The organism is Burkholderia sp. BCC1996, assembly GCF_905339955.1.
Classification (GTDB): Bacteria; Pseudomonadota; Gammaproteobacteria; order Burkholderiales; family Burkholderiaceae; genus Burkholderia.
Genome location: NZ_CAJPHM010000028.1, coordinates 64,431 through 89,017 on the forward strand (window position 1 = coordinate 64,431; position 24,587 = coordinate 89,017).

Consider the following 24,587-nt stretch of genomic DNA (forward strand, 5'->3'; position numbering starts at 1 on the left):
GCACCGGCCGCCGCCCGACCGCGGCGGCCGGCGCGCTGAACACCCCATTCGACGCGGCGCGCGCGTTCAGGCAAGATCGACGCGCGCCGTCCGTTTTTCCGTCGTCACGAGTCATCGAAAACGCATGCAGAACTTCTACGAAGCCACCGCTACCCGCCAGCCCTACCCGCAACTGAGCGGCACGATCGACACGCAGGTCTGTATCGTCGGCGGCGGCCTCGCCGGCCTGTGCACGGCGCTCGGCCTCGTCGAGCGCGGCGTGCGGGAGGTCGTCGTGCTCGACGGCGAACGGGTCGGCTTCGGCGCGTCCGGGCGCAACGGCGGCTTCGTGTTCGGCGGCTACAGCCTCGACAACGCGGACCTGCTGCGCACGCTCGGCCGCGACGAAGGCCGCCGCCTGTACCGGCTCACCGTCGATGCGGTCGACCTGATCCGCGCGCGGATTGCCCGCTACGGCATCGACTGCGACATCGTCGACGAGGGCGTGATGCTCGCCAACTGGTTCGACGATCCGTCGCGGCTCGACGGCGTGCGCACGCTGATGAAGCAGGAATTCGACGTCGACTGGGAACCGGTCGCGACCGACGCGCTGCGCGCGCGGCTGAAGACCCAGCGCTATTACGGCGGCCTGTTCGAGCCGAACGCGTTCCACTTCCATCCGCTCAAGTACGTGCTCGGCGTCGCGGCGGCCGCCTCGCGCGGCGGCGCACGCGTGTACGAACGCTCGGCCGCGCTCGGCATCGCGCGCGAGGGCGCCCGCTACGTCGTGCGCACGGCGCAGGGCACGGTGCGCGCGAAGGACGTCGTGTTCGCCGGCGGCGGCTACGCGCGCGGCGTGTCGCCGCGCATCGAGCGCGCGGTGCTGCCGATCGCGACCTACGTGATCGCGACCGAGCCGCTCGGCACGCGGCTGCCGGAAGCGATCGACGCACCTTACGCGATCTACGACACGCGTTTCGCGTTCGACTACTACCGGCCGCTGAAGGACACGCGGATTCTGTGGGGCGGCCGGATCTCGGTGCTCGACCGCGGCCCCGACGCGATCGCGCGGCTGCTGCGACGCGACCTGCTGCGCGTGTATCCGCAGCTCGACGGCGTGAAGGTCGAGTACGCATGGGGCGGGCTGATGAGCTACGCGCGGCACAAGATGCCGCAGATCGGCCGCGATGCGGACGGCGTGTGGCACGCGATCGCATTCGGCGGTCACGGGATGGCGCCCACCACCGTCGCCGGCGAAGCGCTCGCCGCCGCGCTGGCCGGGGAGCGGCCGGTGCCGGAAGGCTTCGCCGCGTTCGGGCTGACGCGCACGTTCGGTCTCGCCGGCCTCGCGGCCGCGCAGCTCACGTACACCGCGTACCAGGCCCGCGACGCGCTCGCGTCGTGCCGGCGCTGAGCGGCGACGGCCGCCGAAACCGCGCGGCCGATTAGAGCAGAAGGTCGGCCGGGCGGCGATTTCCCGCATGCTAGAATGATTTCTTCATGCCGCCGCGAACCCACAACAAAGTCACATGAAAGCTGGAAGCAAGGCCGCCACGTCCGAAAGCCGCGCGCTTGCGACCGATGCGCGGCGCAAATACGATCCCGAGCAAACCAAGCGCAACATCCTCGACGTCGCCACGCAGGAGTTTTCCGCGATGGGCCTCGCCGGCGCGCGCGTCGACGCGATCGCCGAGCGTACCAACACGACGAAGCGGATGCTCTACTACTACTTCGAAAGCAAGGAAGGCCTGTACGAGGCCGTGCTGGAGAAGGTGTACGGCGACATCCGCGCGCTCGAGCAGGAACTGCACGTCGGCGACATGGAGCCGCGCGAAGGCATGCGCCGGCTCGTCGAATTCACGTTCGACTATCACGACAAGCATCGCGACTTCGTCCGCCTCGTGTCGATCGAGAACATCCACGGCGCGAAGTATCTCGAACAGCTGAAGTCGTTCAAGAACCGCAACGTCAGCATCATCAAGACGCTCGAGGAACTGCTCGAGCGCGGCGCGGCGAGCGGCGCGTTCCGCAAGGACATCGACGCGTTCGACCTGCATCTGCTGATCAGCTCGTTCTGCTTTCACCGCGTGTCGAACCGCTATACGTTCGGCGCCGCGTTCGGCCGCGATCCGTCGGCACCGCGGCTGCGCGCGCGGCATCGCGAGACGATCGCCGATTCCGTGCTGCGCTACGTCGCCGCGTAAGCGCATCGCGCGGTTTCATCCGAAGGCCGGCGGCGAGCACCGAACCCGCCGCCCGGCCCTTCCCGACTGGCCCTACGACGCGTGCAACCGGCATGAGCCGGATTCACGCGGCGGGTCCCTTCAAGCCGCTCGCGCCGCTCAGGCCGCCTCAGGCCGAACGTCCGCCTCGTGCCAGTCCGTCGGCGCCGACGCCAATGCGATCCGCGCCTTCTCTTCCGGGCTGCCCGCCACGTAATACTTCTTCGCCCAGCTCGAATCCGGCGCGAGCGCGAGGTGCCGATGCGCACCGGCGCCCTGCCGTTGCGACTCGATCGACAGCGCCCGTGCGCGATAGTGCTCGTAGAGCCGCAGGAATTCCGCGAGATAGATCGCCGCGATCCGCGCGTCGCGAATCTCCAGCAGGTTCTCGTCGTTGTACTGCTCGGAATTGCGGCTCATGTTCGCCGAACCCGTATAGACGATCGGGTTCGCGCCTTCCGCATCGATCACGATGAACTTGTGGTGGATCACGACCGGCGGATAGGCCGGCGCCGGCTCGCCCGGAAAGAGGCGCAGTTCCGGCTCGAAACCCTGCGGCACCGTCGCCGGTGAAAAATACGCGGCGTCGATCACGTCGCGATGATCGCGCCGGCGATGGTAAAGCTCGAGGTTCGCGAGCGTCGCCGCATCGAGCGGCCGGCCGTCGTGCTGCGCGGCATCGGCCTGCGTCGCGCTGCCGGCGTTGATGCGGTTCACCAGGCCGAACATCATCAGGCCGCGGTCGCCGGCGGCAAAGCATGCGTCGCGCAGCGCCGCGTCGGTCGGCATGAACAGGCAGAACGACACCGAATGCTGCGCGGCCGCGATCGCGGCGACGATCGTATCGATCTCGGTGCGCTGCCCCGCCGGCTCCGGCGAAAACGCGACGCGCACCTGCGCGCTGCCGATCGTCAGCGGTTCGGACCAGCCCGGCGACAACCTCGCCGTCTCCGCGATCGGCGGATTCGCGGCCAGCGCCTGCGCACGCGCGTTGTACAGCGCCGCGAGCGCCGGCGAATCGAATGCGTGCAGCACGTTCGCCTGCTCCGTCAGCCCTTCGGTCGTGAAGTTCGCGGAACCGGTCAGCACGCGCGCCGGCGTCGGCGCAGTCGTCCCGTTCGCCGGTGCGTCGGTCACGATGAACTTGTCGTGCATGATGTGCGTCCTGTCGCGCGGCGCGCGCGTCGCGAGGCCCTGCAGCGCGTCGACGGCCGGCTGGTTCGGCGACGGCAGCGGCGGCTTGGCCTTGCGTGCGGTCACGTGCGCGTCGTAGACGATCGCGAGCGACGCTTCGCCGTGCTGCCGTCCGAACGCCTCGAATGCGGGCAACGCCCACAGCGTGTCCGTCAGATGATAGACGGCCGAGACCGCGCGCGACGCGGGGTCGAGCATCTCCGCGAATACCTGTTCCATGTCGTTCGCGAGCCACGTGCGCAGCTTCAATGCCTGGTCCGCGCTCGGCGCCGCATTCGGCGCGAGACCCAGCGCCGCGACCTGCTTCGCGAACGTCTGCGAACTGACCACCGCGCGATTGAACCACGTGCCGACGCCGTCCACGATGTGCGCGGGCAGCACGACATCGCACACGCCGGCCTGCGCATCGAGCACCTTCAGGTTCTCCGGCGTGCCGACGACCGGATAGACGTCATAGCGGAACGACGCATCGCGATCCTGCGGATCGATGCGCGCGTCCCACCACATGAATTTCTGGATCGGCGCCTGGTCGGTCGGCGCGTCACCCTGCGTGCCGGCGGCCGGGCCGTCGAACGTGAGCCGGTTCGGCAGCCAGCTGTTCGGCGCGCGCGTCTTGCCGTCGGCCGACCAGAAGCCCGGCGTGCGCCGGATCGCGAAGCCGAGGAAGTCGGTGCGCGAGGCCGCGTCGGGCCAGTCGAAAGCGAGGAGAACCAGGGTCGGGGAAAGATAGCTGCGTACGCTGACGGTCATTCTTTGCTCCTGCCGCGGCGGCCAGTCGAAAGGAATGAGTCAGTGTCGAACGCGCATCTTCCCGTGCGATGACCGTTCGATGAACCTTGTATGTCGGAGCCGCGTCAGTCGCACACGAGCAGCTCGATGCCGCGCGCGGTCAGCGCGCGGCGCACGGCCTTGTCCGGCGTGCGTTCGGTGACGAGATAGCGCGCGGCCGAGGCGCCGTTGATCCGCACCGGCGTCACGCGGCCGAACTTCGAATGGTCGGCGACGATGATCGCGGTGCCGGCCGCCGCGATCATCCGGCTGCGCACTTCGGCGGCGAGCCGCGAGTAGTCGGTGCAGTCGCCATCGGCCGTGATGCCGCCCGCGCCGACGAACGCGAAATCGACATGGTATTGCGCGAGCTGCTGGATCGTATCGAGCCCGAACGTCGCATCCTCGTCGTCGGACAGTTCGCCGCCGAGCAGCGTCACGCGATTGCCGTTGCGCCGCGCGAGCACGAACGCGGTGCGCCAGTCGTTCGTGTAGATCGACAGCCGGTGCCGGTCGGTCAGCGCGAGCGCGACCGCATGCGGCGTGCTGCCCGAGTCGATCAGCACCGAGGCGTCGTCGGGCACGAATTCGGCCGCGCGTCGCCCGATCGTGCGCTTCGCTTCGGCATTCGCCGCCTCACGCTCGGACAGGCTCGGCTCGCGGCGATCCGCCGCCAGCGCGCCGCCGTGCGTCATCACGAGCAGGCCGCGCGCCGCGAGCGCGTTCAGGTCGCGCCGTACCGTCTCGCGCGACACGTCGAGCGAGCGCACGAGCTCGGCGACCGACAGCGCGCCCGATCGTCCGAGCTCCGACAGAATGTATTGATGACGTTGTTCCGCCAGCATCGCAATGCGCCCGAGGCGACTGGTAATGGGTAGGCCGACCATTGTATTACGGCCGTTTGACCGCCATTTGACGGCAGCGCGTCCGGCCGCGGCCACGTTTCACGAAAGCGAAATTCTGTATTGCCCGATGCGCGCGAATCGGCGTGGCAAGCGGTTGCTACACTCTGCGTTTCGCCGAACGACAGACCATCAAGGGGCTTGCGTCATGTACCGCAAAGGCAGTGTGCTCGAAATCCAGTTTTCGCCGGAACGGCTCAACGACGGGGCCGGCGATCCGTACTGGATCGACCTGACGCTCGACGAGGCCCGCCGGCTGTACGAACAGCTCGCCGCACGCTTCGCGACCGATGCGCGCGCGAACCAGCCGCTCGACACGTTCTCGCTCGACTGATCCCCGTTCCTCTGCGCGCGCCACGGCGCGCTTTTATGCCGCGGCGCCTGCGCCCGGACGGCCGCTAACCGGACAGCCCGGCGTGCTGCCGCGCTCGTCGCGGATCACGCCCGCGGCCGACGTGCCGCGCACCGCTGCTGCATGTGTTCCGCACGCGCCACGCGCGACTGCAGAATCCGACAAGACGGCCGCCCCGCTTCATCCGATACTGGCCGGCTCACGATTCGTCCGGCCGTATCGCGGCCCGCCACGCATGTTTAACTCGCTCGTCGCCGCGGCTTTCGTCGCGCTGTGGTCCACCGGCTTCATCGTCGCCCGGGCAATCAAGCCCTACGCCGACCCGAACCTGTTCCTGCTCGCGCGTTTCGCCGGCACGGCCGTGCTGTTCGGCGCGGTGGCGCTCGCCGCGCGCGCGCCGTGGCCGGCGCGCCGCGAATGGCCGCGCCACCTGATCGCGGGCGCGCTGCTGCAGGGCGTCTATCTCGGCGCCAGCTACTGGGCCGTCGCGCAAGGGCTGAACGCCGGCGTGATGGCGCTGCTCGGCGCATTGCAGCCGCTCGCCACCGCCGTGCTCGCGGTGCCGCTGTTCAACGAGCGGCTGCCCGCGCGCGGCTGGCTCGGGATGGCGCTCGGGCTCGCCGGCGTCGCGCTCGTCCTCGCACCGAAGGTCGCGGGCGGCGTCGCGCCGCTGGCGGGCGCCGCGCCCGCGTGGTTCGTCGTGACCGTGTCGATCCTGTCGGTCGGCTCGATCACCGCGGGCTCGCTGTACCAGAAGGGCAAGCTCGCGCAGAACGACCTGCGTACGGCCGTCGCCGTGCAGAACCTCGGCGCGGCGATCGTCGCGGCCGTCTTCGTCGTGCTGCTGCACGAAACGCGCTGGATCGGCGCACCGGCGCTGTGGATCTCGCTCGTGTGGGGCGTCGTGTTCCTGTCCGGCGGCGCGGTCACGATGCTGATGTGGATGCTGCGGCGGGGCAATGCCGCGCGCGCGACGTCGTTGCTGTTCCTCGCGCCGCCGCTCGCCGCGCTGCAGGGCTACCTGCTGTTCGGCGAAACGCTCGCGACCGTCCAGCTCGCCGGCTTCGCGCTCGCACTGGCGGGCGTCGTGCTCGCGCGGCGCTGACGCGGGCGAGCGCGCGGGTTCGTCACCGCGCCCCGCCATGCGCGGCGTCGCGCCGCCGCCGGGCGCCGCGCCCCGTGGTTCGTCGTCGCGCGCCCGGCCATGCCTCGAAACGAAGCATCCGCGCACACGCCGGGGGACGCCGCCCCGCGCGCCGCACCATGACGTTGCATCGCGTCTCGCCGATGCAACGCGCGGCCGCCGGATCGCATGCCCGGCGCGGCGCCGGGCCGCGATTGCGCTTATGATGGGCGCCTTGCATTTCGTTCCGGAACCACCTTCATGACATCCGCCGATTACGCCAGCCGCCAACGCGCGATCATTGCCGAACTGAACGTCGCCGCGCATTTCGACGTCGACGCCGAGATTACGCGCCGCGTCGATTTCCTCGCGCAGTACCTTCGTTCGACCGGCCTGCGGACCTACGTGCTCGGCATCAGCGGCGGCGTCGATTCGTCGACGGCCGGACGGCTCGCGCAGCTGGCGGTCGAACAGCTGCGCGCCGGCGGCTACGACGCCCGCTTCATCGCGATGCGCTTGCCGAACGGCGTGCAGAACGACGAAGCCGATGCGCAACGCGCGCTCGCGTTCGTGCGCGCGGACGAAACGTTCACGGTCGACGTCAAGCCCGCCGCCGACGCGATGCTCGCATCGCTCGTCGCGTCCGGCCACGCATTCGAAAACCCGGCCCAGCAGGACTTCGTGCACGGCAACATCAAGGCGCGCGAGCGCATGATCGCGCAGTACGCGGTGGCCGGCGCGCGGCGCGGCATCGTGATCGGCACCGACCACGCGGCCGAATCGCTGATGGGCTTCTTCACGAAATTCGGCGACGGCGGCGCGGACGTGCTGCCGCTCGCCGGCCTGAGCAAGCGCCGCGTGCGTGCGGTCGCCCGCGCGCTCGGCGGCGATGAACTGATCGTGATGAAGGTGCCGACGGCCGACCTCGAGGAACTGCGTCCGCTGCGCCCCGACGAGCACGCCTACGGCGTCACCTACGACGAAATCGACGATTTCCTCGAAGGCAAACCCGTCGCCGACAACGTGTACGAAACGGTGCTGCGCTTCTACGACGGTTCGCGCCACAAGCGCGCGCTGCCGTACACGCCGTTCGACTGGCCGGCCGCGTAAGCCGGCTCGTTCAGCCGCAACACCGCGCCGCGCGAACCCTGGCGGTGACGCGCGGCGCCTGCGCGACGGGCAGCGCTACGCGTGCCCGCCCGCCTTCTTCGCCTGCAGCGCGCGAATCCGCATCCGCGCGCCCGTATCGCTGACCGTCGCGTCGTACATCGTCGCGAGATCGCGCTTGAGCGCGGTGCGCGAGCCGCCGTCGAGATACACCATGTGCCCGGACGGATAGAAACGCGCGGACAGGTTCTGCCGCACCTTCTGATCCTCGAGCGGCATCTGCTGCAGGTCGATCACGGTCTGGTAGAACGGCGTGACGAAATCGTAGAGGCCGTTCGCCGACAGCACCTTCAGGTCGACGTTCAGCGCCATCACCGCGGCGAGATCGCCCGCCGTGTAGAGGATCAGGTTCCCCTGCGCATCGATGCCCTGCTGCGCACCGGTCGGGTCGATGTGGCTGAAGTCCCAGTTCCGGAACGCCTGGTCGTTCAGGTCCGTGAACGCGGAATTCGACGTGAACTTCAGCTGCTCGTTCAGGTAGCTGTTCCACATCGCCGTGTAGACGCCCGTCACGGCCGTCATCGTCGGATCGTTGCCGCCGGAGTTCGGATCGATCTTGCCGGCGATGCCCGACGAGATCCCGGTCACGCGGCCGTCGTACGACCCGAGCGCGAGCCCCTGCGCGTGCAGCAGCGTCGTCAGGAACAGCGAATTGCCGCGCGTGTCGTAGCCCGCGATGTCGAGGCTCCACGACTGCAGCGTCGCGGTATCGATACCCGTGTATCGCGACAGCTTCTGCACGGCGGCCGGGTCCGCATGCGGAACCGTGCGCAGCGCCTTCAGGTAGTCGGTACGCGCGAATTGCGCGACTTCCTCGACGAATGCGCCGAGATCGGTCGGCGCGGGCGTGACGCCGAGCTTCTTGTGATACCACGCGTCGGCTGCCGCGGTCGGCAGCGCGCCGACCGGGTTGCCGGCCTGCCGGTAGTCGAGGATCGACGACTGCAGCGTGACGCCGTTCAGGTCCACGCCGTCCTCGTGCAGCTTGTACGCGAGCACGCAGCTGCGCGCGGTGCCGTACGACTCGCCGAACAGGTACTTCGGCGAATTCCAGCGGTTGTTCTTCGTCAGGTAGCGCTTGATGAACTGCTTCAGCGAATCCGCATCCTGGTCGACGCCCCAGAAATCGCGGTTCTTGTTCGGCGCGACGGCCGCCGAATAACCGGTGCCGACCGGGTTGATGAACACCAGGTCGCTGTGGTCGATCATGCTGTCCGGATTGTCTTCCATCTGATACGGCGCGGGCGGCGTGAACCCCGGCATCGACGTCCTGATGCGCTTCGGCGCGAACGAGCCGAGCAGCACGAACACCGACGACGACCCGGGCCCGCCGTTGTAGAAGAACGTGACGGGCCGCGTTTCCTCCTTCGCGCCGTCGGCCGTGAACGCGACGTAGAAGAGCTTCGCGGCCGGCAGCGAGCTGCTCGGGTCGACCGTCACGAGGTGGCCGGCCGTCGCCGTGTACGCGATGCGCTTGCCGTCGATCAGGATCGTGTGATGCGTGATCGCGGCCGCTTCGGTCGTGTCGGTCACCGAGTCGTCGGGACCGTTGCCGTACGCGACCGGATCGAAGAACGGCTGGTCGCGGCCGTGGCTCAGCGCGACCGGACTGATGGTCGGCGGCACGCCATGCGAATTGTGGTCGCCGTGATGCAGCGGATACATGCCGCCGGAAGATGCGGAATCGATGCCCATCGTGCTGCTCCTCGAGGTGAAAAAAGACGCGGGCAGGAAACCCGCGTCGCGTGGAAAGGCCGGTGCCGGCGCGTCAGCTCGACGGCTTGCGCGCGAGGATCGCCGCGAGTTTCGCGCCGTCGGGGCTGCCGAGGCCCGTGCACGCATCCCAGCCGGACGCGGCGGCATACGTGCCGTTCGAGCCTTTCGTGATGTCGCGCAACGCGCCGGGATTCTTGTACAGCGCCGGGTTGATCCAGCCGGCCGATGCACTCGCCGCCGCACCGGCCGCCGCACTCGCCGCCGCGTTGATCCGCGCGATCAGCGCGGCCCACAACGGCGCGACCGCGCTCGTGCCGCCCATCACCGCGACCGTGCCGGCGACCGACACCTCGTAGCCCGTCTGCGGCGATGCATCGGCGGCAACGTCCGGCACGCCGCGCTTCGTGAGCGGCGTGGTGCTGCCGTCGGCGAGCGTGACGGTCAATCCCTGCTGCCATGCCGGCAGGTCGAACAGCGTGCTGACACCGCCGCCGCCCGCGCCGCCGCCGGCCGCCTCGTCGTTCCACGCGACTTCGCTGCGAATGCCCTGCCCCGGCAGCGCATCGAGCTGCGTGCCGCCGCAGCCGAGCACGTACGGACTCGACGCCGGAAAGTCGACGTGATCCGTGCCGTCCTGCAGCCCGTCGCCCGAGCCGCTGTCGCCCGACGCCGCGCACACCGTGATCCCCTGCGCGGCGGCCGCCTGCAGCACGCGATTGAACGCATGCGCCGACTGCGCCTGCCAGATCGCTTCCGGCCCGCCCCAGCTGATCGAGATCACCGACGGCCGGTTGGTCTTGTCGGTGACGGCCGCGTTGACGGCCTGGATGAAGCCCGCGTCGCTGTTCGGCGCGAAATAGACGGCGAGCTTCGCGGCGGGCGCGATCGCACCGGCGATCTCGAGGTCGAGCGCGACTTCGCCGTCCGGGCCGTTCGCCTCGCCGGTCGGCGCATTGCGGCCGGTGCCGACGTTCACGTCGACGAGCGTCGGCGGCGTCTTGATGCCGAGCCCGCGGAAATACTGCTGGATATCGGCCGCGCGATAGCCGCCGCCGAGTTCGACGATCGCGATGCATTGCCCTGCACCGTCGCCGGCCGGAAAGCCGTACAGCGACGCGAGCTGGATCGGCGTGAACGTGACGGCGGGCGCGCCGCGCGCGGGCTGGAACGGCGGACGCAGCCGGAAGTGCGGCCGCGCCTGCGGACGGCTGTCGAGGCCGAGCACGGCCGTGACGGCATCGCCGAGCTCGTCCGGCAGCGCGATCGGGCCCGAGCGGCCGCGGTACTGGCCGATCGAACGATGCTCGAAACGCTCGAGCTTCACGCTGAATGCCGCTTCGAACTGCTGGATCGAGCCGGACAGCACGACGACGCTTTCGACCGGATCGACGCGATCGACCGTGAGTTGGTGACGGCGCGCGAAGTCCTCGGTCTTGCGAATGTCGTCGGGATTGGCGGAGAAACGCTGCGCGAACGCTTCGCGCGACAGCGGTTTCGCCTGTGCGTCGCCGGTGGCGAGCTGCTGGACCAACGTGTCGAGTTGCCCTTCTTCCTGCCGCCGCAACATGATCGTGACGTGGATACGTTCTGCCGGATCGCACGGGCCGAGACACTTCGACTCGGCGACGATCCGGGGTTCACGGTCGGCGTGAAGATGCCTTGCCATGTTCAGACCCTCCTTGGTACCGCGTTGCACGGAACAGCCAGGAAATCGGACATAGCCGGCGGAAGTCGGTTCCGTTCGGTCAGTCGGTTCGCGAAAGCGCGAAGTTAGAGGGAGTTTAGATCAGTCAGACGATTTACGCGCACGCCCTTCCGCCCCAAGGCATGCGCGCGAAGCCCGGCATGGCGCGCAGGCCCGCGTTCGGCAGCGCGTCGCGGCCGCGCGGCAAGTCGACTGCGCGGCCGTGATGCAATGCAGCGGCTCAATCCATCGACAGGCGCAACGCGAACCCGATCAGCGCCGCGGAAAACGTCCAGCGCTGGACCGTCTGCGCAAGCGGATGCGCGCGCATCCACGCCGCGATGCGCGACGCGCCGAACACGCATGCGAGGTCGAAACACACGCCGGCCGCGACGAGCAGCGCGCCGAGCTCGAACATCTGCCACACGACGGGCCCTGCCTCGGGGCGCACGAACTGCGGCAGCAGCACCGAGCAGAACAGCAGTGCCTTCGGATTCAGCAGGTTCGTCAGCAGCCCCTTGAAGAACGACTGCCGCAGTTCGCCCGGCGCCGCCGCATCGCCGTCGCCCAGCGCGAACACCGGCGAGCGGAACACCTGGATCGCGACGTAAGCGAGATAAAGCGCGCCGCCGTAGCGGATCACTTCGTACAGCCACGGCGCGCTGCGGATCAGCGCCGCGACGCCGCAGGCGGACAGCGTCACGTGCGCGGTGCGCGACAGCGACAGGCCGGCCGCCGCCGCCATGCCCGGGCGCACGCCGCGGCCGATGCTGGTCTGCAGCACGAGCGCCATGTCGGGCCCGGGCACCGCGTAGATGGCCGCCAGCGCGGCGAGATAAATCAACAGCAAATGCGTGGAAATCATGGTCTGCCCCCGTTCTTCAGTGACGATATGTTGCCGCTGAAGGGAGAGCGATTATTGGCCATCTTTGGCTCGAAATTGGCGCTACATAGCGGAATCCGCCACAATCACGGAATCCAGACAAGGATTCCGCCAACATGACCGAACTCGACAAAACCGACCGCGCGATCCTCGCCGCGGTGCAGCGCGACGGCCGCCTGCCGATCGCGCGTCTCGCCGATTCCGTCGGCCTGTCCGAGACGCCGTGCGCACGGCGCCTGAAGCGTCTCGAAAACGACGGCTACATCGAGCGCTACCGCGCGCAGCTGTCGCGCCAGGCGCTCGGCTTCGGCGTCGTCGCATTCGTGCTCGTGCGGTTCGCGACGCACGACCGCAAGGTCGCCGACCGGTTCGAACGGGAAGTGCTCGGCATCGAGCGGATCCTCGCGTGCCACAACGTCGCGGGCACGGCCGACTACCTGCTGCAGGTGGTCGCGCGCGATCTCGACGACTACGGCACGTTCCTGCGCGACTCGCTGCGGATGCTGCCGGGCGTCACGTCGATCGAATCGGCGTTGTCGTTGCGCGAGGTGAAGCACGATGCGGGGTTGCCGGTGCCGTGACGCGGCAGTGACCCTCTCCGGCGTGACATTCGTTCACGTTGCCGCCCTCAGGCGACCTCACGCGACCTCACACGACATCGGGCGATTGATGCGCGCGCTCGAGATCCTCGAGAAACGCTTCGACGAGCGGATCGCCGCGCCCGTCGCGCGCCACGACCATGTGGAACGTGACGTCGTAGTGCAGCTGGTCCGGATTGAGCGGCGCAAGCAACCCCTGCGCGACATACGGCGCCGCAAAGTGCTGCGGCAGATAGCCGAGATGATGGCCTGACAGGATCAGCAGCGCGACGGCCTCCATGTTGTCGGCGGTCGCCGTCACGCGATCGGGCGTCGTCGACATCTGCGCCTCCGGCAGCGGATACGAGCGCCACGCCCATTCGAATCCCGCGACGTCGGCCGGCGTCAGCGCGCCGGCGCGTTCGAACAGCGGATGGCCGCGCCCGCAGTACGCCACCTGCCGCTCGATGAACAGCGGCGTGTAGTGCAGCGACGGCACGCGGTGCCAGAAATAGCCGACCGCGATCTGGATCTCGTTGCTCAGCAGCTTTTCCTCGAGATCGCCCGGCGCGCGCACCGAGATCGAGAAGCGCACGGCCTCGTCGCGCGTGCGGAACGCGGCGATCGCCTCGGCGATCCGTGCGTTCTGGCTGACCGGCGTATGGCCGATCAGGCCGATGTGCAACGTGCCGACCAGCTGGCGGTCCATGTGCCGCGCCGCGATCCCGAATTCGTCGAGCGCGGCGAGCAGCTTGCGGCTCATCGCGTGGAACCGCTCGCCTTTCGGCGTGAGCCGGAAGCCGCTGCGGCCGCGCTCGCAGAGCCGGTAGCCGAGCCGTGTCTCGAGCGACGACAACTGCGCGCTGATCGTCGACTGGCCGACGTTCAGGATCGCTTGCGCGGCCGACACGCCGCCCGCGTCCGTGACCGCGAGAAACACGCGGATCAACCGCAGATCGAGGGTCGACAGATTCCCCAGCACGCTATTCCCCTTTTGTTCCCCTTCCATACATCGATGGAAATCGATGTTTACGTCGATATCTTCGCATTCTTCTTTCCGGCCGGACGCGTAAAACTATGTGCCAGGCCGCGTCGAATGATACGGCAACCCCACATCGGAAGAGACAAGCCCATGAACGACCACACCCATTTCCAGCCGCTCGGCGGCAATGAAATGCCGCGCAGCGGCGGCATCGCGACGATGATGCGCCTGCCGCACGTGGCGAGCGCAGCCGGCCTCGACGCCTGTTTCGTCGGCGTGCCGTTCGACCTCGGCACCTCCAACCGCACCGGCGCGCGCTTCGGCCCGCGCCAGATCCGCACGGAATCCGTGCTGCTGCGCCCGTACAACATGGCCACGCGCGCCGCGCCCTTCGATTCGCTGCAGGTTGCCGATATCGGCGACGTCGCGATCAACCCGTACAACCTGCACGATTCGATCGCGCGCATCGAGGCTGCATACGACGCGATTCTCGAGCACGACTGCAAGCCGGTCACGCTCGGCGGCGACCATACGATCGCGCTGCCGATCCTGCGCGCGATCCACCGCAAGCACGGCAAGGTCGCATTGATCCACGTCGATGCACACGCCGACGTGAACGACACGATGATGGGCGAAAAGATCGCGCACGGCACGCCGTTCCGCCGCGCGGTCGAGGAAGGCCTGCTGCACGGCGACAAGGTCACGCAGATCGGCCTGCGCGGCACCGGCTACGCGGCCGAGGATTTCGACTGGTGCCGCGAGCAGGGCTTCCGCGTGGTCCAGGCCGAGGAATGCTGGAACAAGTCGCTCGCGCCGCTGATGGAGGAAGTGCGCGCGCGCATCGGCGACACGCCCGTCTACATCAGCTTCGACATCGACGGCATCGACCCGGCCTACGCGCCGGGCACCGGCACGCCGGAAATCGCGGGCCTCACGGTGCCGCAGGCGCTTGAGATCATCCGCGGCGCGAAGGGGCTGAACATCGTCGGCTGCGATCTCGTCGAAGTGGCGCCGCCGTACGACCCGTTCGGCACCACGGCCCTGCTCGGCGCGAACCTCGCGTACGAGTTGCTGTGCGTGCTGCCCGGCGTCGCCTATCGCGACTGATCCCGGCACGCGACCCATTCCAAATCAGAGAATTCCAGAGGAGCACATAACAGATGGGGACATCCGTCAAGCAACCGAAGCGGGCGGCGCTCGCTTCGTTCGTCGGCACCACGATCGAGTGGTACGACTTCTATAGCTACGCGACCGCCGCCGCCATCGTGTTCGGGCCGCTGTTCTTCCCCGGTGAAAGCCGTTTCGTCAGCCTGCTCGCGTCGTTCGGCTCGTTCGCGGTCGGCTTCTTCGCGCGGCCGCTCGGCGGTGTGATGTTCGGCTATCTCGGCGACCGCTTCGGCCGCAAGCGCTCGCTGCTCGCGACGCTGATGCTGATGGCCGTGTCGACGGTCGCGATCGGCCTGCTGCCGACCCATGCGCAGGCCGGTGTGATCGCGCCGATCCTGCTGGTGCTGATGCGCGTGCTGCAAGGCATCGCGGTCGGCGGCGAATGGGGCGGCGCGGTGCTGCTCGCCGGCGAACATGCGCCCGAAGGCAAGCGCACGTTCTTCGCGTCGTTCGCACAGCTCGGCAGCGCGAGCGGCCTGATCCTGTCGATGCTCGCGTTCGGCGCGATCAGCACGCTGTCGAAGGACGACATGATGAGCTGGGGCTGGCGCGTGCCGTTCCTCGCGAGCGCCGTGCTGCTGGCGGTCGGCTTCGTGATCCGCGCGAGCGTGTCCGAGTCGCCCGAGTTCGAGGAAGTCAGGAAGAGCGGCAACATCGCGCAAAAGCCGCTGCGTGAAGCGCTCAAGTACTGGCCGCTGCTGCTGCTCGCGATCGGCGCGAACGTGTACGGGATCGCCGGCGTGTATTTCAGCAACATCTTCATGATCAGCTACGCGACGCAGTTCCTGTCGCTCGACCGGTCGATGGTGCTGCATTGCATGACGATCGTCGCGGTGCTGCAGTTCGTCGTGCAGCTCGCCGCCGCGTTCCTCGCGCAGCGCTTCGGCACGACGCGCGTGCTGCTGATCACCGGCGCATGGGCCGCGATCGTGCCGTTCGTGATGCTGCCGCTCGTGCACCTGGGCACGCCGCTGTCCATCACGGTCGGCGTCGGCCTCGCGACGCTCGCGGAATCGGGCTACTACTCGGTGGTCGCGGGTTTCGTCAGCGGCATCTTCATCGCGCGCATCCGCTATACGGCGATCTCGATCGCGTACCAGGTGTGCGGCGCGCTCGCCGGCGGTCTCACGCCGCTCGTCGCCACGCTGATCGCGCAGAACACCGCGCCGCAATGGTGGCCGCTCGCGATCCAGTACACGAGCGCCGCCGTGCTGTCGTCGGTATGCGTGTGGCTGATCTCGCGCCGCGTCAGCATCGACGATGCCGGCGCGCCCGGCAGGGCGGACGAAGCGCTGCCGCGCGGTGCGCGTACCGCGTAAGCTCACGCAAACGGGCAGGCGACATCGCCTGCCCGTTTGCATCGGGCGTCGGGCGATACGCCGCTACCCCCGCCTCGCCCCGAACATTCACTACGACAAACGGCCCGCACATGCGGGCCGCTTGTTTGCCGCCCGATCATCGATCGGGACGGCCGGCGCGCAGCGTTCGCGCGTCATTGCACCTGGCTGCGCAGCGCTTTCGCCGCAGCGACCATGTTCGTCAGCGCCGGAAGCACTTCCGCCCACTGACGCGTCTTCAGCCCGCAGTCCGGGTTCACCCACAGGCGCTCCGCCGGAATCCGCTCCGCCGCCTTCTTCATCATGCCGACGATGTGATCCTGCGTCGGGATGTTCGGCGAATGGATGTCGTACACGCCCGGCCCGATCTCGTTCGGATACCTGAAGCTGTCGAACGCGTCGAGCAGCTCCATGTCCGAGCGCGACGTCTCGATCGTGATCACGTCCGCATCCATGTCGGCGATCGACGCGATGATGTCGTTGAACTCCGAATAGCACATGTGCGTATGAATCTGCGTATCGTCCCGCACACCGTTCGCGGCGATGCGGAACGACTCGACCGCCCACTTCAGGTACGCGCCCCATTGCGCGCGACGCAGCGGCAGCCCTTCGCGCAGCGCGGCCTCGTCGATCTGGATCACGCGCACGCCGGCCTGCTCGAGATCCAGCACTTCGTCGCGGATCGCGAGCGCGAGCTGATGGCACGACACCGAACGCGGCTGGTCGTCGCGCACGAACGACCAGTTCAGGATCGTCACCGGGCCGGTCAGCATGCCCTTCATCGGCTTGTTCGTCAGCGACTGCGCGTACGTGATCCATTCGACCGTCATCGCCTTCGGGCGGCTGATGTCGCCGAACAGGATCGGCGGCTTCACGCAGCGCGAACCGTACGACTGCACCCAGCCGAACTGGCTGAATGCGTAGCCGTCGAGCTGCTCGCCGAAGTATTCGACCATGTCGTTGCGTTCGGCTTCGCCGTGCACGAGCACGTCGAGCTCGAGCGATTCCTGTTCGCGCACGCTGCGCGCGATTTCCGCCTGCATCGCCGCGCGGTAGCCGGCTTCATCCAGCGCGCCGGCCTTGAACCGGCTGCGCGCCTGGCGGATCTCGGCAGTCTGCGGGAACGAGCCGATCGTCGTCGTCGGGAAGGCCGGCAGGTTCAGGCGCGCCGACTGCTTCGGCGCACGCTGCGGGTACGGGCTCGCACGGTTGCCGAGCTGCGCGTCGATGCGCGCGATCGCGGCCTTCACCGCCGGGTTGTTCACGCGCGGCGAGCGACGGCGCGAGCCGATCGCGGCCGCGTTCGCGGCGAGCGCGTCGGCCACCTCGTCGCGGCCTTCGTTCAGCGCGGTCGCGAGCAGCTTCAGTTCGTCGAGCTTCTGCAGCGCGAACGCGAGCCACGAGCGGATCTCCTCGTCGAGCGTCTGCTCGCTCGCGAGATCGACCGGCACGTGCAACAGCGAGCACGACGGCGCGAGCCACAGGCGCTCGCCCAGTTGCTTCGCGAGCGGCTCGAGCCAGTCGAGCGCCGCGTTCAGGTCCGTCTTCCAGATGTTGCGTCCGTTGATCGCGCCGACCGACAGCACGCGCCCGCCCGGCAGTTCGCGCACGAGTGCGTCGATTTCGTCGCGGGCGTTGATCGCGTCGACATGCAGGCCGTCGACCGGCAGCGAGGCCGCGAGCGCCAGGTTGTCCTGAAGCTGGCCGAAATACGTCGCGAGCAGCAGTTTGATGCGGCGCGTCTCGAGCGCGTCGTATGCCGTGCGCAGCGCCTGGCGCCATGCGGCGTCGAGCTCGGTCACGAGGATCGGCTCGTCGATCTGCACCCATTCGACGCCTTGCGCGGTCAGCGTGTCGAGCAGCGCGCCATATACCGGCAGCAGCTTCGGCAGCAGCGCGAGACGATCGGAATCGTCCTTCGCCTTGCCGAGCCACAGATACGTGACGGGGCCGAGGATCACCGGCTTCGCGGCGACGCCCTGCGCCTGCGCTTCCGCCAGTTGCTGGAGCAGGCGCGACGGATCGAGCGAGAAGTTCGTATCCGCATGGAATTCCGGGACGATGTAGTGATAGTTCGTGTCGAACCACTTCGTCATTTCACCGGCCGCGACTCCGCCGCAGCAAGCCGCGTGTGCTTCCGCCGACTGCGCCGAGCGGCCGCGCGCGACGCGGAAATAGTTGTCGAGCGCATCGCCATGGAAGTCCTGCACGCGTTTCGGCAGGTTGCCGAGCGTGAAGCTCATGTCGAGCACCTGGTCGTAGAACGCGAAATCGCCGATCGGCACGAGATCGAGGTCGCGCTGGTCGTTCCAGTGGCGCTGGCGAAGTTCGGCGCCGAGCGCCTTCAGCGCGTCGCGCGACGACTCGCCCTTCCAGTAGCGTTCGAGACCGAACTTGAGTTCGCGCTTCGCGCCGATGCGCGGAAAACCGAGGTTGTGGGTCGTAACCATGAAGCTGCCGTCCTGAAGAAATAGTCGATCCGGCAGCCATCATAGGGATTTCATCCCATGAAATAAAATGGCATTATTTCATTCATCCATTAAATCTGTTCATGTATCTGTCGGGCAAGCGATACCCATGCTGGAACGATTCCATCTCGTCGTGATCCGCGAAGTCGAGCGCCAGGGCTCGTTGACCGCGGCAGCCAACGCGCTGCATCTCACGCAATCGGCGCTCAGCCATACCGTCCGGAAAATCGAGCAGCAACTCGGCACGCCGATCTGGGACCGCGAAGGCCGCGGCCTGCGGCTCACGCAGGGCGGGCAGTATCTGCTGAAGCTGGCGAACCGGCTGCTGCCGCAGTTCGAGCTCGCCGAGGAGCGCATGAAGCAGTACGCGAAGGGCGAGCGCGGCACGCTGCGCATCGGGATGGAGTGCCATCCGTGCTACCAGTGGCTGCTGAAGGTCGTGTCGCCGTACCTGTCGCGCTGGCCGGACGTCGACGTCGACGTGAAGCAGCGCTTCCAGTTCGGCGGCATCGGAGCGCTGTTCGGCCATGACATCGACGTGCTCGTGACGCCCGACCCGCTGAACAAGCCGGGCCTGCGCTTCGATCCCGTGTTCGATTACGAACAGGTGCTGGTGGTCGCGGACGCGCACCGTTTCGCGAACGCCGACTACGTGACGCCCGAGCAGCTGACCGACGAGATCCTGATCACCTACCCGGTCGAGACCGACCGGCTCGACATCTACAACCAGTTCCTGACGCCGGCCGGCATCGTGCCGCGGCGTCACAAGTCGATCGAGACGACCGACATCATGCTGCAGATGGTGGCGAGCGGGCGCGGCGTGGCCGCGCTGCCAAGATGGCTTGCAGACGAATACGCGGACCGGATGCCGGTCGTGCCGGTCAAGCTCGGCAAGAAAGGGATCGCGAAACAGATCTTCCTCGGCATCCGCGAGGCGGATGCGTCGATCGACTACCTGGCCGCATTCGTCGCGCTGGCGCGTGAATCGACATGGAGCGCGCCGCGCATGCTGCGCTAGCGGCGCTCGCGCCGTGCGCGCTTCCCGCGGCCCGCATGCCGGTGCGCGGGCCTGTTCACGAAATGGATGACGACGCGAGCCGGCATGACATGTCGCAATTCGACGTCACGGCACCCTCCCCTTACACATTCGTAAGACGATGATTCGACGTCCCGACTGTCATCAAACTGACTGGTAGCGAAAGCTAGGATCGGACGCGGTTCCCTTACGAGATGCCGCCATGAATCAACCTGCTTCGTCCGCACCGAACAATTCGGGTTCCGTCGAACGCACCAGGCAGGTCGGCTATGCCGTCTTTCTGCTGGTGCTCGCGTTCGGCGCCCTCTATATCGCCACGCACCTGATCGCCGACCTGTCGCCGGTCCGCGAAGGCTCGCTGTTTCCGTACCTGATGCTCGGCGCCGCGCTGCTGATCGCGCTCGGCTTCGAATTCGTCAACGGCTTCCACGACACTGCCAACGCGGTCGCCACCGTGATCTATACGCACTCGCTGACGCCGAACGTCGCGGTGATCTGGTCCGGCATGTGGAACTTCCTCGGCGTGCTGGTCTCGAGCGGCGCCGTCGCGTTCGGCATCCTGCAGTTGCTGCCGGTCGAGCTGATCCTGCAAGTCGGCAGCGGCGCAGGCTTCGCGATGGTGTTCGCGCTGCTGATCGCCGCGATCGTGTGGAACCTCGCGACCTGGTATTTCGGATTGCCGTCGTCGAGCTCGCATACGCTGATCGGGTCGATCATCGGCGTCGGTCTGATGAACCAGCTGATGCACGGGCCTTCGGGCACGAGCGGTGTCGACTGGGCCCAGGCGCTCGGCGTCGGCAAGTCGCTGCTGTTCTCGCCGATCATCGGCTTCCTGTGCGCGGCACTGCTGCTGCTCGTGCTGAAGGCGCTCGTGCGGGTTCCGGAGTTGTACAAGGAGCCGCCGAAGGATCAGCCGCCGCCGTTCTGGATTCGCTGCCTGCTGATCCTGACCTGCACGGGCGTGTCGTTCGCGCACGGGTCGAACGACGGGCAGAAAGGGATGGGCCTCATCATGCTGATCCTGATCGGCACGGTGCCGACCGCGTACGCGCTGAACAAGGCCGTCACGCCGGCCGAAACGCAGACCTTCGTCGCCGTCGCGAACCAGGCTGCCGCGACGTTCGGGAAGTACACGAACGGCGTCGCGCCGTCCGCGAACCCGCGTGCCGACGTCGAACACTACGTGCAGCATCGTGAACTGACGCCCGCGGTGCTGCCGGCCGTGCAGCAGCTGTCCGCGTCGCTCGCGAACGCGGTCGGCGCGTCGGGGTCGATGGCGGCGGTGCCGCAACGCGACGTCGACAACGTGCGCAACACGATGTATCTGGTGTCCGAAGCCATTCGCCTGATCGAGAAGTCGGGGCAGCCCGCGTTCGTCGCCGACGACAAGCTCGCGATCGACAACTATCGCAAGCAGCTCGACCACGCGACCAAGTTCATTCCGACCTGGGTGAAGGTGGCTGTCGCGATCGCACTGGGCCTCGGCACGATGGTCGGCTGGAAACGGATCGTCGTGACCGTCGGCGAGAAAATCGGCAAGCAGCATTTGACGTATGGGCAGGGCGCGTCGGCCGAACTCGTCGCGATGCTGACGATCGGCGCCGCCGACGTGTACGGGCTGCCCGTGTCGACGACGCACGTGCTGTCGTCGGGTGTCGCGGGCACGATGGCGGCGAACGGATCCGGGTTGCAGTGGAGCACGGTGCGCAGCCTCGTGCTCGCGTGGGTGCTGACGCTGCCCGCGTCGATCGTACTGGCTGGCGGGCTCTACTGGTTGTTCCGGTCGGTGGCTTGATCGGGGAAGCGGCGCGTGGCCGGTGAAAACCGGTCGCCTGCCGTGGAAGGTTCCGCAGTCGCTTCTCTGCTTCTGCGCTTCTGCGCTTCTCCGCTCCGACACATCGCGGCAACCGATGTGCCCGTGCCGCATTCCCAACCTTTCCCTCCCCCTTCCGAATTGAAGCGCAAGATCTGGAGCGCGCCGGCACGCGGACGCCGCTAGACTGAGTTCATCGACTTTCATCGTGGCTTCAACCGTGCACGCGACGCTGGCGAGTATTTCGCGCGACCGTACGGCGCCACACTGCTGACGAACCGAGGGATGCCCGTGAATATCGCCGATTTGCAACCTGCCGTCGAATCGCCGGACATCGCGCAACGCGTCGACGCAATCGACTGGTCGACCGTCGATGTCGAGCTCGATCGCTACGGATGTGCGCGGGTACCGGGTCTGATTTCCACAAGCGAGTGCGATGCGCTTGCCTCGCTCTATGCGCGGGATGCGCTCTACCGTTCACGCGTCGTGATGGCACGGCACGGGTTCGGGCGCGGCGAATACAAATACTTCGCGTACCCGCTGCCCGCGGTCGTCGCCGAGTTGCGTGCGACGCTCTATCCGCATCTCGCGCCGATCGCGAATCGCTGGAACCGGGCACTCGGGATCGACGTCCGCTATCCGAAAGAGCACCGGACCTTCCTCGATCGCTGCCACGCGGCGGGGCAGACACGCCCGACGCCGCTGATCCTGCAATACGGGCCGGACGACTACAACTGTCTCCATCAAGACCTGTATGGCGAGCATGTCTTTCCGCTCCAGGTCGCGATCCTGTTGTCGTCACCCGGGCGGGATTTCACGGGCGGCGAGTTCGTGCTGACGGAACAGCGGCCACGCATGCAGTCACGCGCGGAAGTGGTGCCGCTCATGCAAGGCGACGCGGTGATCTTCGCCGTGCACGGCAGGCCCGTGCAGGGAACGCGCGGCGTCTACCGCGTCAACTTGCGCCATGGTGTGAGCAGAATTCGAAGCGGCCACCGCCACACTGTCGGCATCATCTTCCATGACGCACAGTGACGGCCCGCGGAACGAACATGACGCTGTCGCGCCATTCGGCACGCGGACAGGGTCGTGCAACCGGCACCGCACGTCGGTGCTCGAGGCTCGTTGCACCCTGCCGTCGCCGTACGGTCCGCTCATCACCCGCGGTAACGGAAAACGGGTTGTGCCGCCCGTCGGATCATCGTCGCCTTGAACGATCGATGTTTCAGGTGAGCGACGAAAAGCCACCGCCCTCACCTGTCGCGACGCCAAGGCAACGCGAGATCCGGCCTACCCTCGGGCCACATTTGCCCGCAGGCGGTCGCCAGCATCGGAAGCCAGCCGCGCATAGCCCGGCAACGTCAGCAGCGCGAGCGCGCCCGCCGCAACGAACGCCCAGCGAAAATCGTCGAGTACGTAGTGCACGCCGGCCGCGTCGCCACGTACCAACGCCGCGAGCCGCAGCGACAACGCACCGAATGCGATCCCCATCCCGATCGTCATCTGCTGCGCGGCGCTCCACAGCGTGCTGGCCGCGCTCGTCTGCCGGGCCGGGATATCCGCATACGCCAGCGTCGCGAGCGTCGTGAACTGCATCGACCGCGTGAGCCCGTAGACGAATACGACGAACAGCGTGATCGCCAGCGGCGTCGACGCGGTCAGCCAGCCGCACGCGATCGTGAAGATGCCGACGATCGTCACGTCGACGAGCGCAACGCGCCGGAAACCGAAGCGGTCGAGGATCCACGACGTTCCCGCCTTCATTCCGAGATTGCCGAGCGCGCTCGCGAGCAGCAGCAGGCCGGACTGGAACGGCGACAGCCCGAAGCCGATCTGGAACAGCAGCGGCAGCAGATATGGCACGGCGTTGATCGCCATCCGCGTGATCGAGCCGGTGATCACCGTCACCGAGAACGTCGGCACCTTCAGCGTCGTGAAATCGAGCAGCGGGTGGGCGCAGCGTTGCGCGTGCATCCACGCGGCGATGCCGAACAGCACGCTCGCCCCCACCAGAATGCCCGCGCGCGCGAAGTCGACGTCCTGCTGGCCGGCCGCTTCGGTACCGATCAGCAGACAGGTCAACGCTCCGCCGGCCAGCACGAACCCGACCCAGTCAAGCGGCCGTTGCTCATCGGCCCGTGTGTTCCGGACGATCAGCCAGGTACAGACGAGCGCGGCGATGCCGAACGGGACATTCAACAGGAAGATCCATCGCCATGACGCGTAGGTCGTGATGAAGCCACCGATCGGCGGCCCGACGACCGGCGCGACGATGCCCGGCCACGTAATCGTCGCGATCGCACGCATCAGCCTGGCCTTCTCGGTGCTGCGCACGACGATCATCCGTCCGACCGGCACCATCATCGCCCCGCCGACCCCCTGCAGCAGTCGCGCGGCCGTGAACGTCACCACGCCCTCGGACAGCCCGCACAGCACCGACGCACCGGTAAAGACGAAGATGGCAGTGGCGAACACCGTACGCGAGCCATAGCGATCCGCGATCCAGCCGCTGATCGGGATGAACACCGCGAGCGCCAGCATGTAGGCTGTCATCCCGAGGCTCAACGCGTTCGGCCCGACGCCGAACGAGCGCGCCATCTGCGGCAACGCGGTCGCGATCACGGTCGTGTCGAGATACTCCATGAAGAACGTTGCGGCGACGAGGTACGGCAGGAAGTCGGTCGTCCGACCACCTTGGGCAGGGCTGTCAGTCATGAACGGTACAGGAGACGGAATACGAGGATGCCGAGTTCCGGCAGGTGCAGACGAGGCCGGTAATCGGGACGAGTGGCGATATTACCCTGAAGGATTGATTGTCCGCTCTGTCGGGCATGTCGCGCGAATGGACTTTATGCGCATAGATTTTTATGACGATATTGCGCCGCGTTGGCCGAATGGTGCGCACGATCAGTATCGACGCGACACATTGAGGGACCTGTGGACCAAGCCGGGGGATTCCGCTGCAAGGCGGCATTTCCAGGTAACTGCGAACCAACGTCACGCCTCGTCGGCCATTACGACGTCATCGTCATGCCCCGCGACATTGACTGGTGCTGACAGATGGCGGATTGGTGTGATCTGGAGAAGGGTGTACCAGGCAGATCTCGGTGGGCAGAGTGGTGGGTTGTTCGAGCACCGTGGGTACATGAATTAATGCCATCGACGCCCCAGCTCCAGCCACGTTGCACTTCGCCATTGCGCGCGCATTTCTGCAGC

At 67.5% G+C, this 24,587-nt stretch carries 19 protein-coding genes; 11 read left to right on the top strand and 8 right to left on the bottom strand.

What is annotated here, in order from left to right:
- Positions 1-124 precede the first annotated feature (124 nt).
- Both U4Z64_RS30805 and U4Z64_RS30810 read left to right on the top strand, forming a co-directional pair.
- Positions 125-1,393 carry an FAD-binding oxidoreductase gene (locus U4Z64_RS30805; RefSeq protein WP_321821943.1) on the top strand — a complete coding sequence of 423 codons (1,269 nt, stop codon included), beginning with the start codon at positions 125-127 and terminating at the stop codon, positions 1,391-1,393.
- Between the two features lie 115 nt (positions 1,394-1,508).
- Positions 1,509-2,183, top strand: a complete 675-nt coding sequence (locus U4Z64_RS30810; RefSeq protein WP_044848780.1) for a TetR family transcriptional regulator — start codon at positions 1,509-1,511, stop codon at positions 2,181-2,183.
- 138 nt (positions 2,184-2,321) lie between these two features.
- Here U4Z64_RS30810 and U4Z64_RS30815 read toward each other — a convergent pair whose 3' ends face one another.
- Together U4Z64_RS30815 and U4Z64_RS30820 are read right to left on the bottom strand one after the other, a co-directional pair.
- Positions 2,322-4,145 (bottom strand): phospholipase D-like domain-containing protein, encoded by a 1,824-nt coding sequence (locus U4Z64_RS30815; protein WP_321821944.1) that lies wholly within the window; start codon positions 4,143-4,145, stop codon positions 2,322-2,324.
- 104 nt (positions 4,146-4,249) lie between these two features.
- Complete coding sequence (locus tag U4Z64_RS30820; RefSeq protein ID WP_321821945.1) at positions 4,250-5,008, bottom strand: DeoR/GlpR family DNA-binding transcription regulator; 759 nt, start codon at positions 5,006-5,008, stop codon at positions 4,250-4,252.
- A 205-nt stretch (positions 5,009-5,213) separates the two neighbouring features.
- Between U4Z64_RS30820 and U4Z64_RS30825 the strand changes: the two genes are divergently transcribed.
- The 3 genes from U4Z64_RS30825 (at position 5,214) to nadE (ending at position 7,650) form a co-directional block, all read left to right on the top strand.
- Complete coding sequence (locus U4Z64_RS30825) at positions 5,214-5,399, top strand: hypothetical protein (protein WP_006752380.1); 186 nt, start codon at positions 5,214-5,216, stop codon at positions 5,397-5,399.
- A gap of 253 nt (positions 5,400-5,652) precedes the next feature.
- On the top strand, positions 5,653-6,522 hold the full coding sequence (locus U4Z64_RS30830; protein ID WP_321821946.1) for a DMT family transporter: 870 nt from the start codon (positions 5,653-5,655) through the stop codon (positions 6,520-6,522).
- A 279-nt stretch (positions 6,523-6,801) separates the two neighbouring features.
- Complete coding sequence (nadE, locus tag U4Z64_RS30835; protein WP_044848784.1) at positions 6,802-7,650, top strand: ammonia-dependent NAD(+) synthetase; 849 nt, start codon at positions 6,802-6,804, stop codon at positions 7,648-7,650.
- A 75-nt stretch (positions 7,651-7,725) separates the two neighbouring features.
- Here the strand turns inward: nadE and U4Z64_RS30840 are convergent, their stop codons facing one another.
- From U4Z64_RS30840 to U4Z64_RS30850, 3 genes are all read right to left on the bottom strand, one after another.
- Positions 7,726-9,402, bottom strand: a complete 1,677-nt coding sequence (locus tag U4Z64_RS30840) for a S10 family serine carboxypeptidase-like protein (protein ID WP_321821947.1) — start codon at positions 9,400-9,402, stop codon at positions 7,726-7,728.
- 73 nt (positions 9,403-9,475) lie between these two features.
- Positions 9,476-11,089 (bottom strand): S53 family peptidase, encoded by a 1,614-nt coding sequence (locus U4Z64_RS30845; protein WP_321821948.1) that lies wholly within the window; start codon positions 11,087-11,089, stop codon positions 9,476-9,478.
- Positions 11,090-11,348: 259 nt separating this feature from the next.
- Positions 11,349-11,972 (bottom strand): LysE family translocator, encoded by a 624-nt coding sequence (locus tag U4Z64_RS30850; RefSeq protein WP_044848787.1) that lies wholly within the window; start codon positions 11,970-11,972, stop codon positions 11,349-11,351.
- A gap of 134 nt (positions 11,973-12,106) precedes the next feature.
- Here U4Z64_RS30850 and U4Z64_RS30855 point away from each other — a divergent pair, with 134 nt between their 5' ends.
- Complete coding sequence (locus U4Z64_RS30855; RefSeq protein WP_044848788.1) at positions 12,107-12,571, top strand: Lrp/AsnC family transcriptional regulator; 465 nt, start codon at positions 12,107-12,109, stop codon at positions 12,569-12,571.
- 67 nt (positions 12,572-12,638) lie between these two features.
- On the opposite strand, the gene U4Z64_RS30860 is transcribed toward U4Z64_RS30855, so the two are convergent.
- A complete protein-coding gene (locus tag U4Z64_RS30860) occupies positions 12,639-13,550 on the bottom strand; it encodes a LysR family transcriptional regulator (RefSeq protein WP_044848789.1) in 912 nt (303 codons plus the stop codon).
- Positions 13,551-13,700: 150 nt separating this feature from the next.
- Between U4Z64_RS30860 and speB the strand changes: the two genes are divergently transcribed.
- Both speB and U4Z64_RS30870 read left to right on the top strand, forming a co-directional pair.
- The gene (gene speB, locus U4Z64_RS30865; protein ID WP_124488694.1) at positions 13,701-14,657 is read left to right on the top strand and encodes an agmatinase; all 957 of its coding nucleotides are present in this window, start codon (positions 13,701-13,703) and stop codon (positions 14,655-14,657) included.
- 53 nt (positions 14,658-14,710) lie between these two features.
- Positions 14,711-16,036, top strand: coding sequence for an MFS transporter (locus U4Z64_RS30870; RefSeq protein ID WP_044848791.1), 1,326 nt, complete (start codon positions 14,711-14,713; stop codon positions 16,034-16,036).
- Positions 16,037-16,209: 173 nt separating this feature from the next.
- Here the strand turns inward: U4Z64_RS30870 and metE are convergent, their stop codons facing one another.
- Complete coding sequence (metE, locus tag U4Z64_RS30875) at positions 16,210-18,504, bottom strand: 5-methyltetrahydropteroyltriglutamate--homocysteine S-methyltransferase (RefSeq protein WP_321821949.1); 2,295 nt, start codon at positions 18,502-18,504, stop codon at positions 16,210-16,212.
- 127 nt (positions 18,505-18,631) lie between these two features.
- On the opposite strand from metE, the gene U4Z64_RS30880 reads away from it, so the two are divergent.
- From U4Z64_RS30880 to U4Z64_RS30890, 3 genes are all read left to right on the top strand, one after another.
- Positions 18,632-19,540 (top strand): LysR family transcriptional regulator, encoded by a 909-nt coding sequence (locus U4Z64_RS30880; RefSeq protein WP_124488697.1) that lies wholly within the window; start codon positions 18,632-18,634, stop codon positions 19,538-19,540.
- A gap of 220 nt (positions 19,541-19,760) precedes the next feature.
- The gene (locus tag U4Z64_RS30885) at positions 19,761-21,353 is read left to right on the top strand and encodes an inorganic phosphate transporter (protein WP_321821950.1); all 1,593 of its coding nucleotides are present in this window, start codon (positions 19,761-19,763) and stop codon (positions 21,351-21,353) included.
- 309 nt (positions 21,354-21,662) lie between these two features.
- Positions 21,663-22,406, top strand: a complete 744-nt coding sequence (locus U4Z64_RS30890; protein ID WP_321821951.1) for a 2OG-Fe(II) oxygenase — start codon at positions 21,663-21,665, stop codon at positions 22,404-22,406.
- Between the two features lie 255 nt (positions 22,407-22,661).
- Here the strand turns inward: U4Z64_RS30890 and U4Z64_RS30895 are convergent, their stop codons facing one another.
- Entirely contained in the window at positions 22,662-24,086 is a 1,425-nt protein-coding gene (locus U4Z64_RS30895; RefSeq protein WP_321821952.1) for a DHA2 family efflux MFS transporter permease subunit, read from the bottom strand.
- Positions 24,087-24,587 lie beyond the last annotated feature (501 nt).

What these genes read in the sequence shown, in the direction of transcription:
- U4Z64_RS30805 (WP_321821943.1), top strand. Translation starts at nt 125, where the DNA reads ATGCAGAACTTCTACGAAGCCACCGCTACCCGCCAGCCCTACCCGCAA.
- U4Z64_RS30810 (WP_044848780.1), top strand. Translation starts at nt 1,509, where the DNA reads ATGAAAGCTGGAAGCAAGGCCGCCACGTCCGAAAGCCGCGCGCTTGCG.
- U4Z64_RS30815 (WP_321821944.1), bottom strand. Translation starts at nt 4,145, where the DNA reads ATGACCGTCAGCGTACGCAGCTATCTTTCCCCGACCCTGGTTCTCCTC.
- U4Z64_RS30820 (WP_321821945.1), bottom strand. Translation starts at nt 5,008, where the DNA reads ATGCTGGCGGAACAACGTCATCAATACATTCTGTCGGAGCTCGGACGA.
- U4Z64_RS30825 (WP_006752380.1), top strand. Translation starts at nt 5,214, where the DNA reads ATGTACCGCAAAGGCAGTGTGCTCGAAATCCAGTTTTCGCCGGAACGG.
- U4Z64_RS30830 (WP_321821946.1), top strand. Translation starts at nt 5,653, where the DNA reads ATGTTTAACTCGCTCGTCGCCGCGGCTTTCGTCGCGCTGTGGTCCACC.
- nadE (WP_044848784.1), top strand. Translation starts at nt 6,802, where the DNA reads ATGACATCCGCCGATTACGCCAGCCGCCAACGCGCGATCATTGCCGAA.
- U4Z64_RS30840 (WP_321821947.1), bottom strand. Translation starts at nt 9,402, where the DNA reads ATGGGCATCGATTCCGCATCTTCCGGCGGCATGTATCCGCTGCATCAC.
- U4Z64_RS30845 (WP_321821948.1), bottom strand. Translation starts at nt 11,089, where the DNA reads ATGGCAAGGCATCTTCACGCCGACCGTGAACCCCGGATCGTCGCCGAG.
- U4Z64_RS30850 (WP_044848787.1), bottom strand. Translation starts at nt 11,972, where the DNA reads ATGATTTCCACGCATTTGCTGTTGATTTATCTCGCCGCGCTGGCGGCC.
- U4Z64_RS30855 (WP_044848788.1), top strand. Translation starts at nt 12,107, where the DNA reads ATGACCGAACTCGACAAAACCGACCGCGCGATCCTCGCCGCGGTGCAG.
- speB (WP_124488694.1), top strand. Translation starts at nt 13,701, where the DNA reads ATGAACGACCACACCCATTTCCAGCCGCTCGGCGGCAATGAAATGCCG.
- U4Z64_RS30870 (WP_044848791.1), top strand. Translation starts at nt 14,711, where the DNA reads ATGGGGACATCCGTCAAGCAACCGAAGCGGGCGGCGCTCGCTTCGTTC.
- metE (WP_321821949.1), bottom strand. Translation starts at nt 18,504, where the DNA reads ATGGTTACGACCCACAACCTCGGTTTTCCGCGCATCGGCGCGAAGCGC.
- U4Z64_RS30880 (WP_124488697.1), top strand. Translation starts at nt 18,632, where the DNA reads ATGCTGGAACGATTCCATCTCGTCGTGATCCGCGAAGTCGAGCGCCAG.
- U4Z64_RS30885 (WP_321821950.1), top strand. Translation starts at nt 19,761, where the DNA reads ATGAATCAACCTGCTTCGTCCGCACCGAACAATTCGGGTTCCGTCGAA.
- U4Z64_RS30895 (WP_321821952.1), bottom strand. Translation starts at nt 24,086, where the DNA reads ATGACTGACAGCCCTGCCCAAGGTGGTCGGACGACCGACTTCCTGCCG.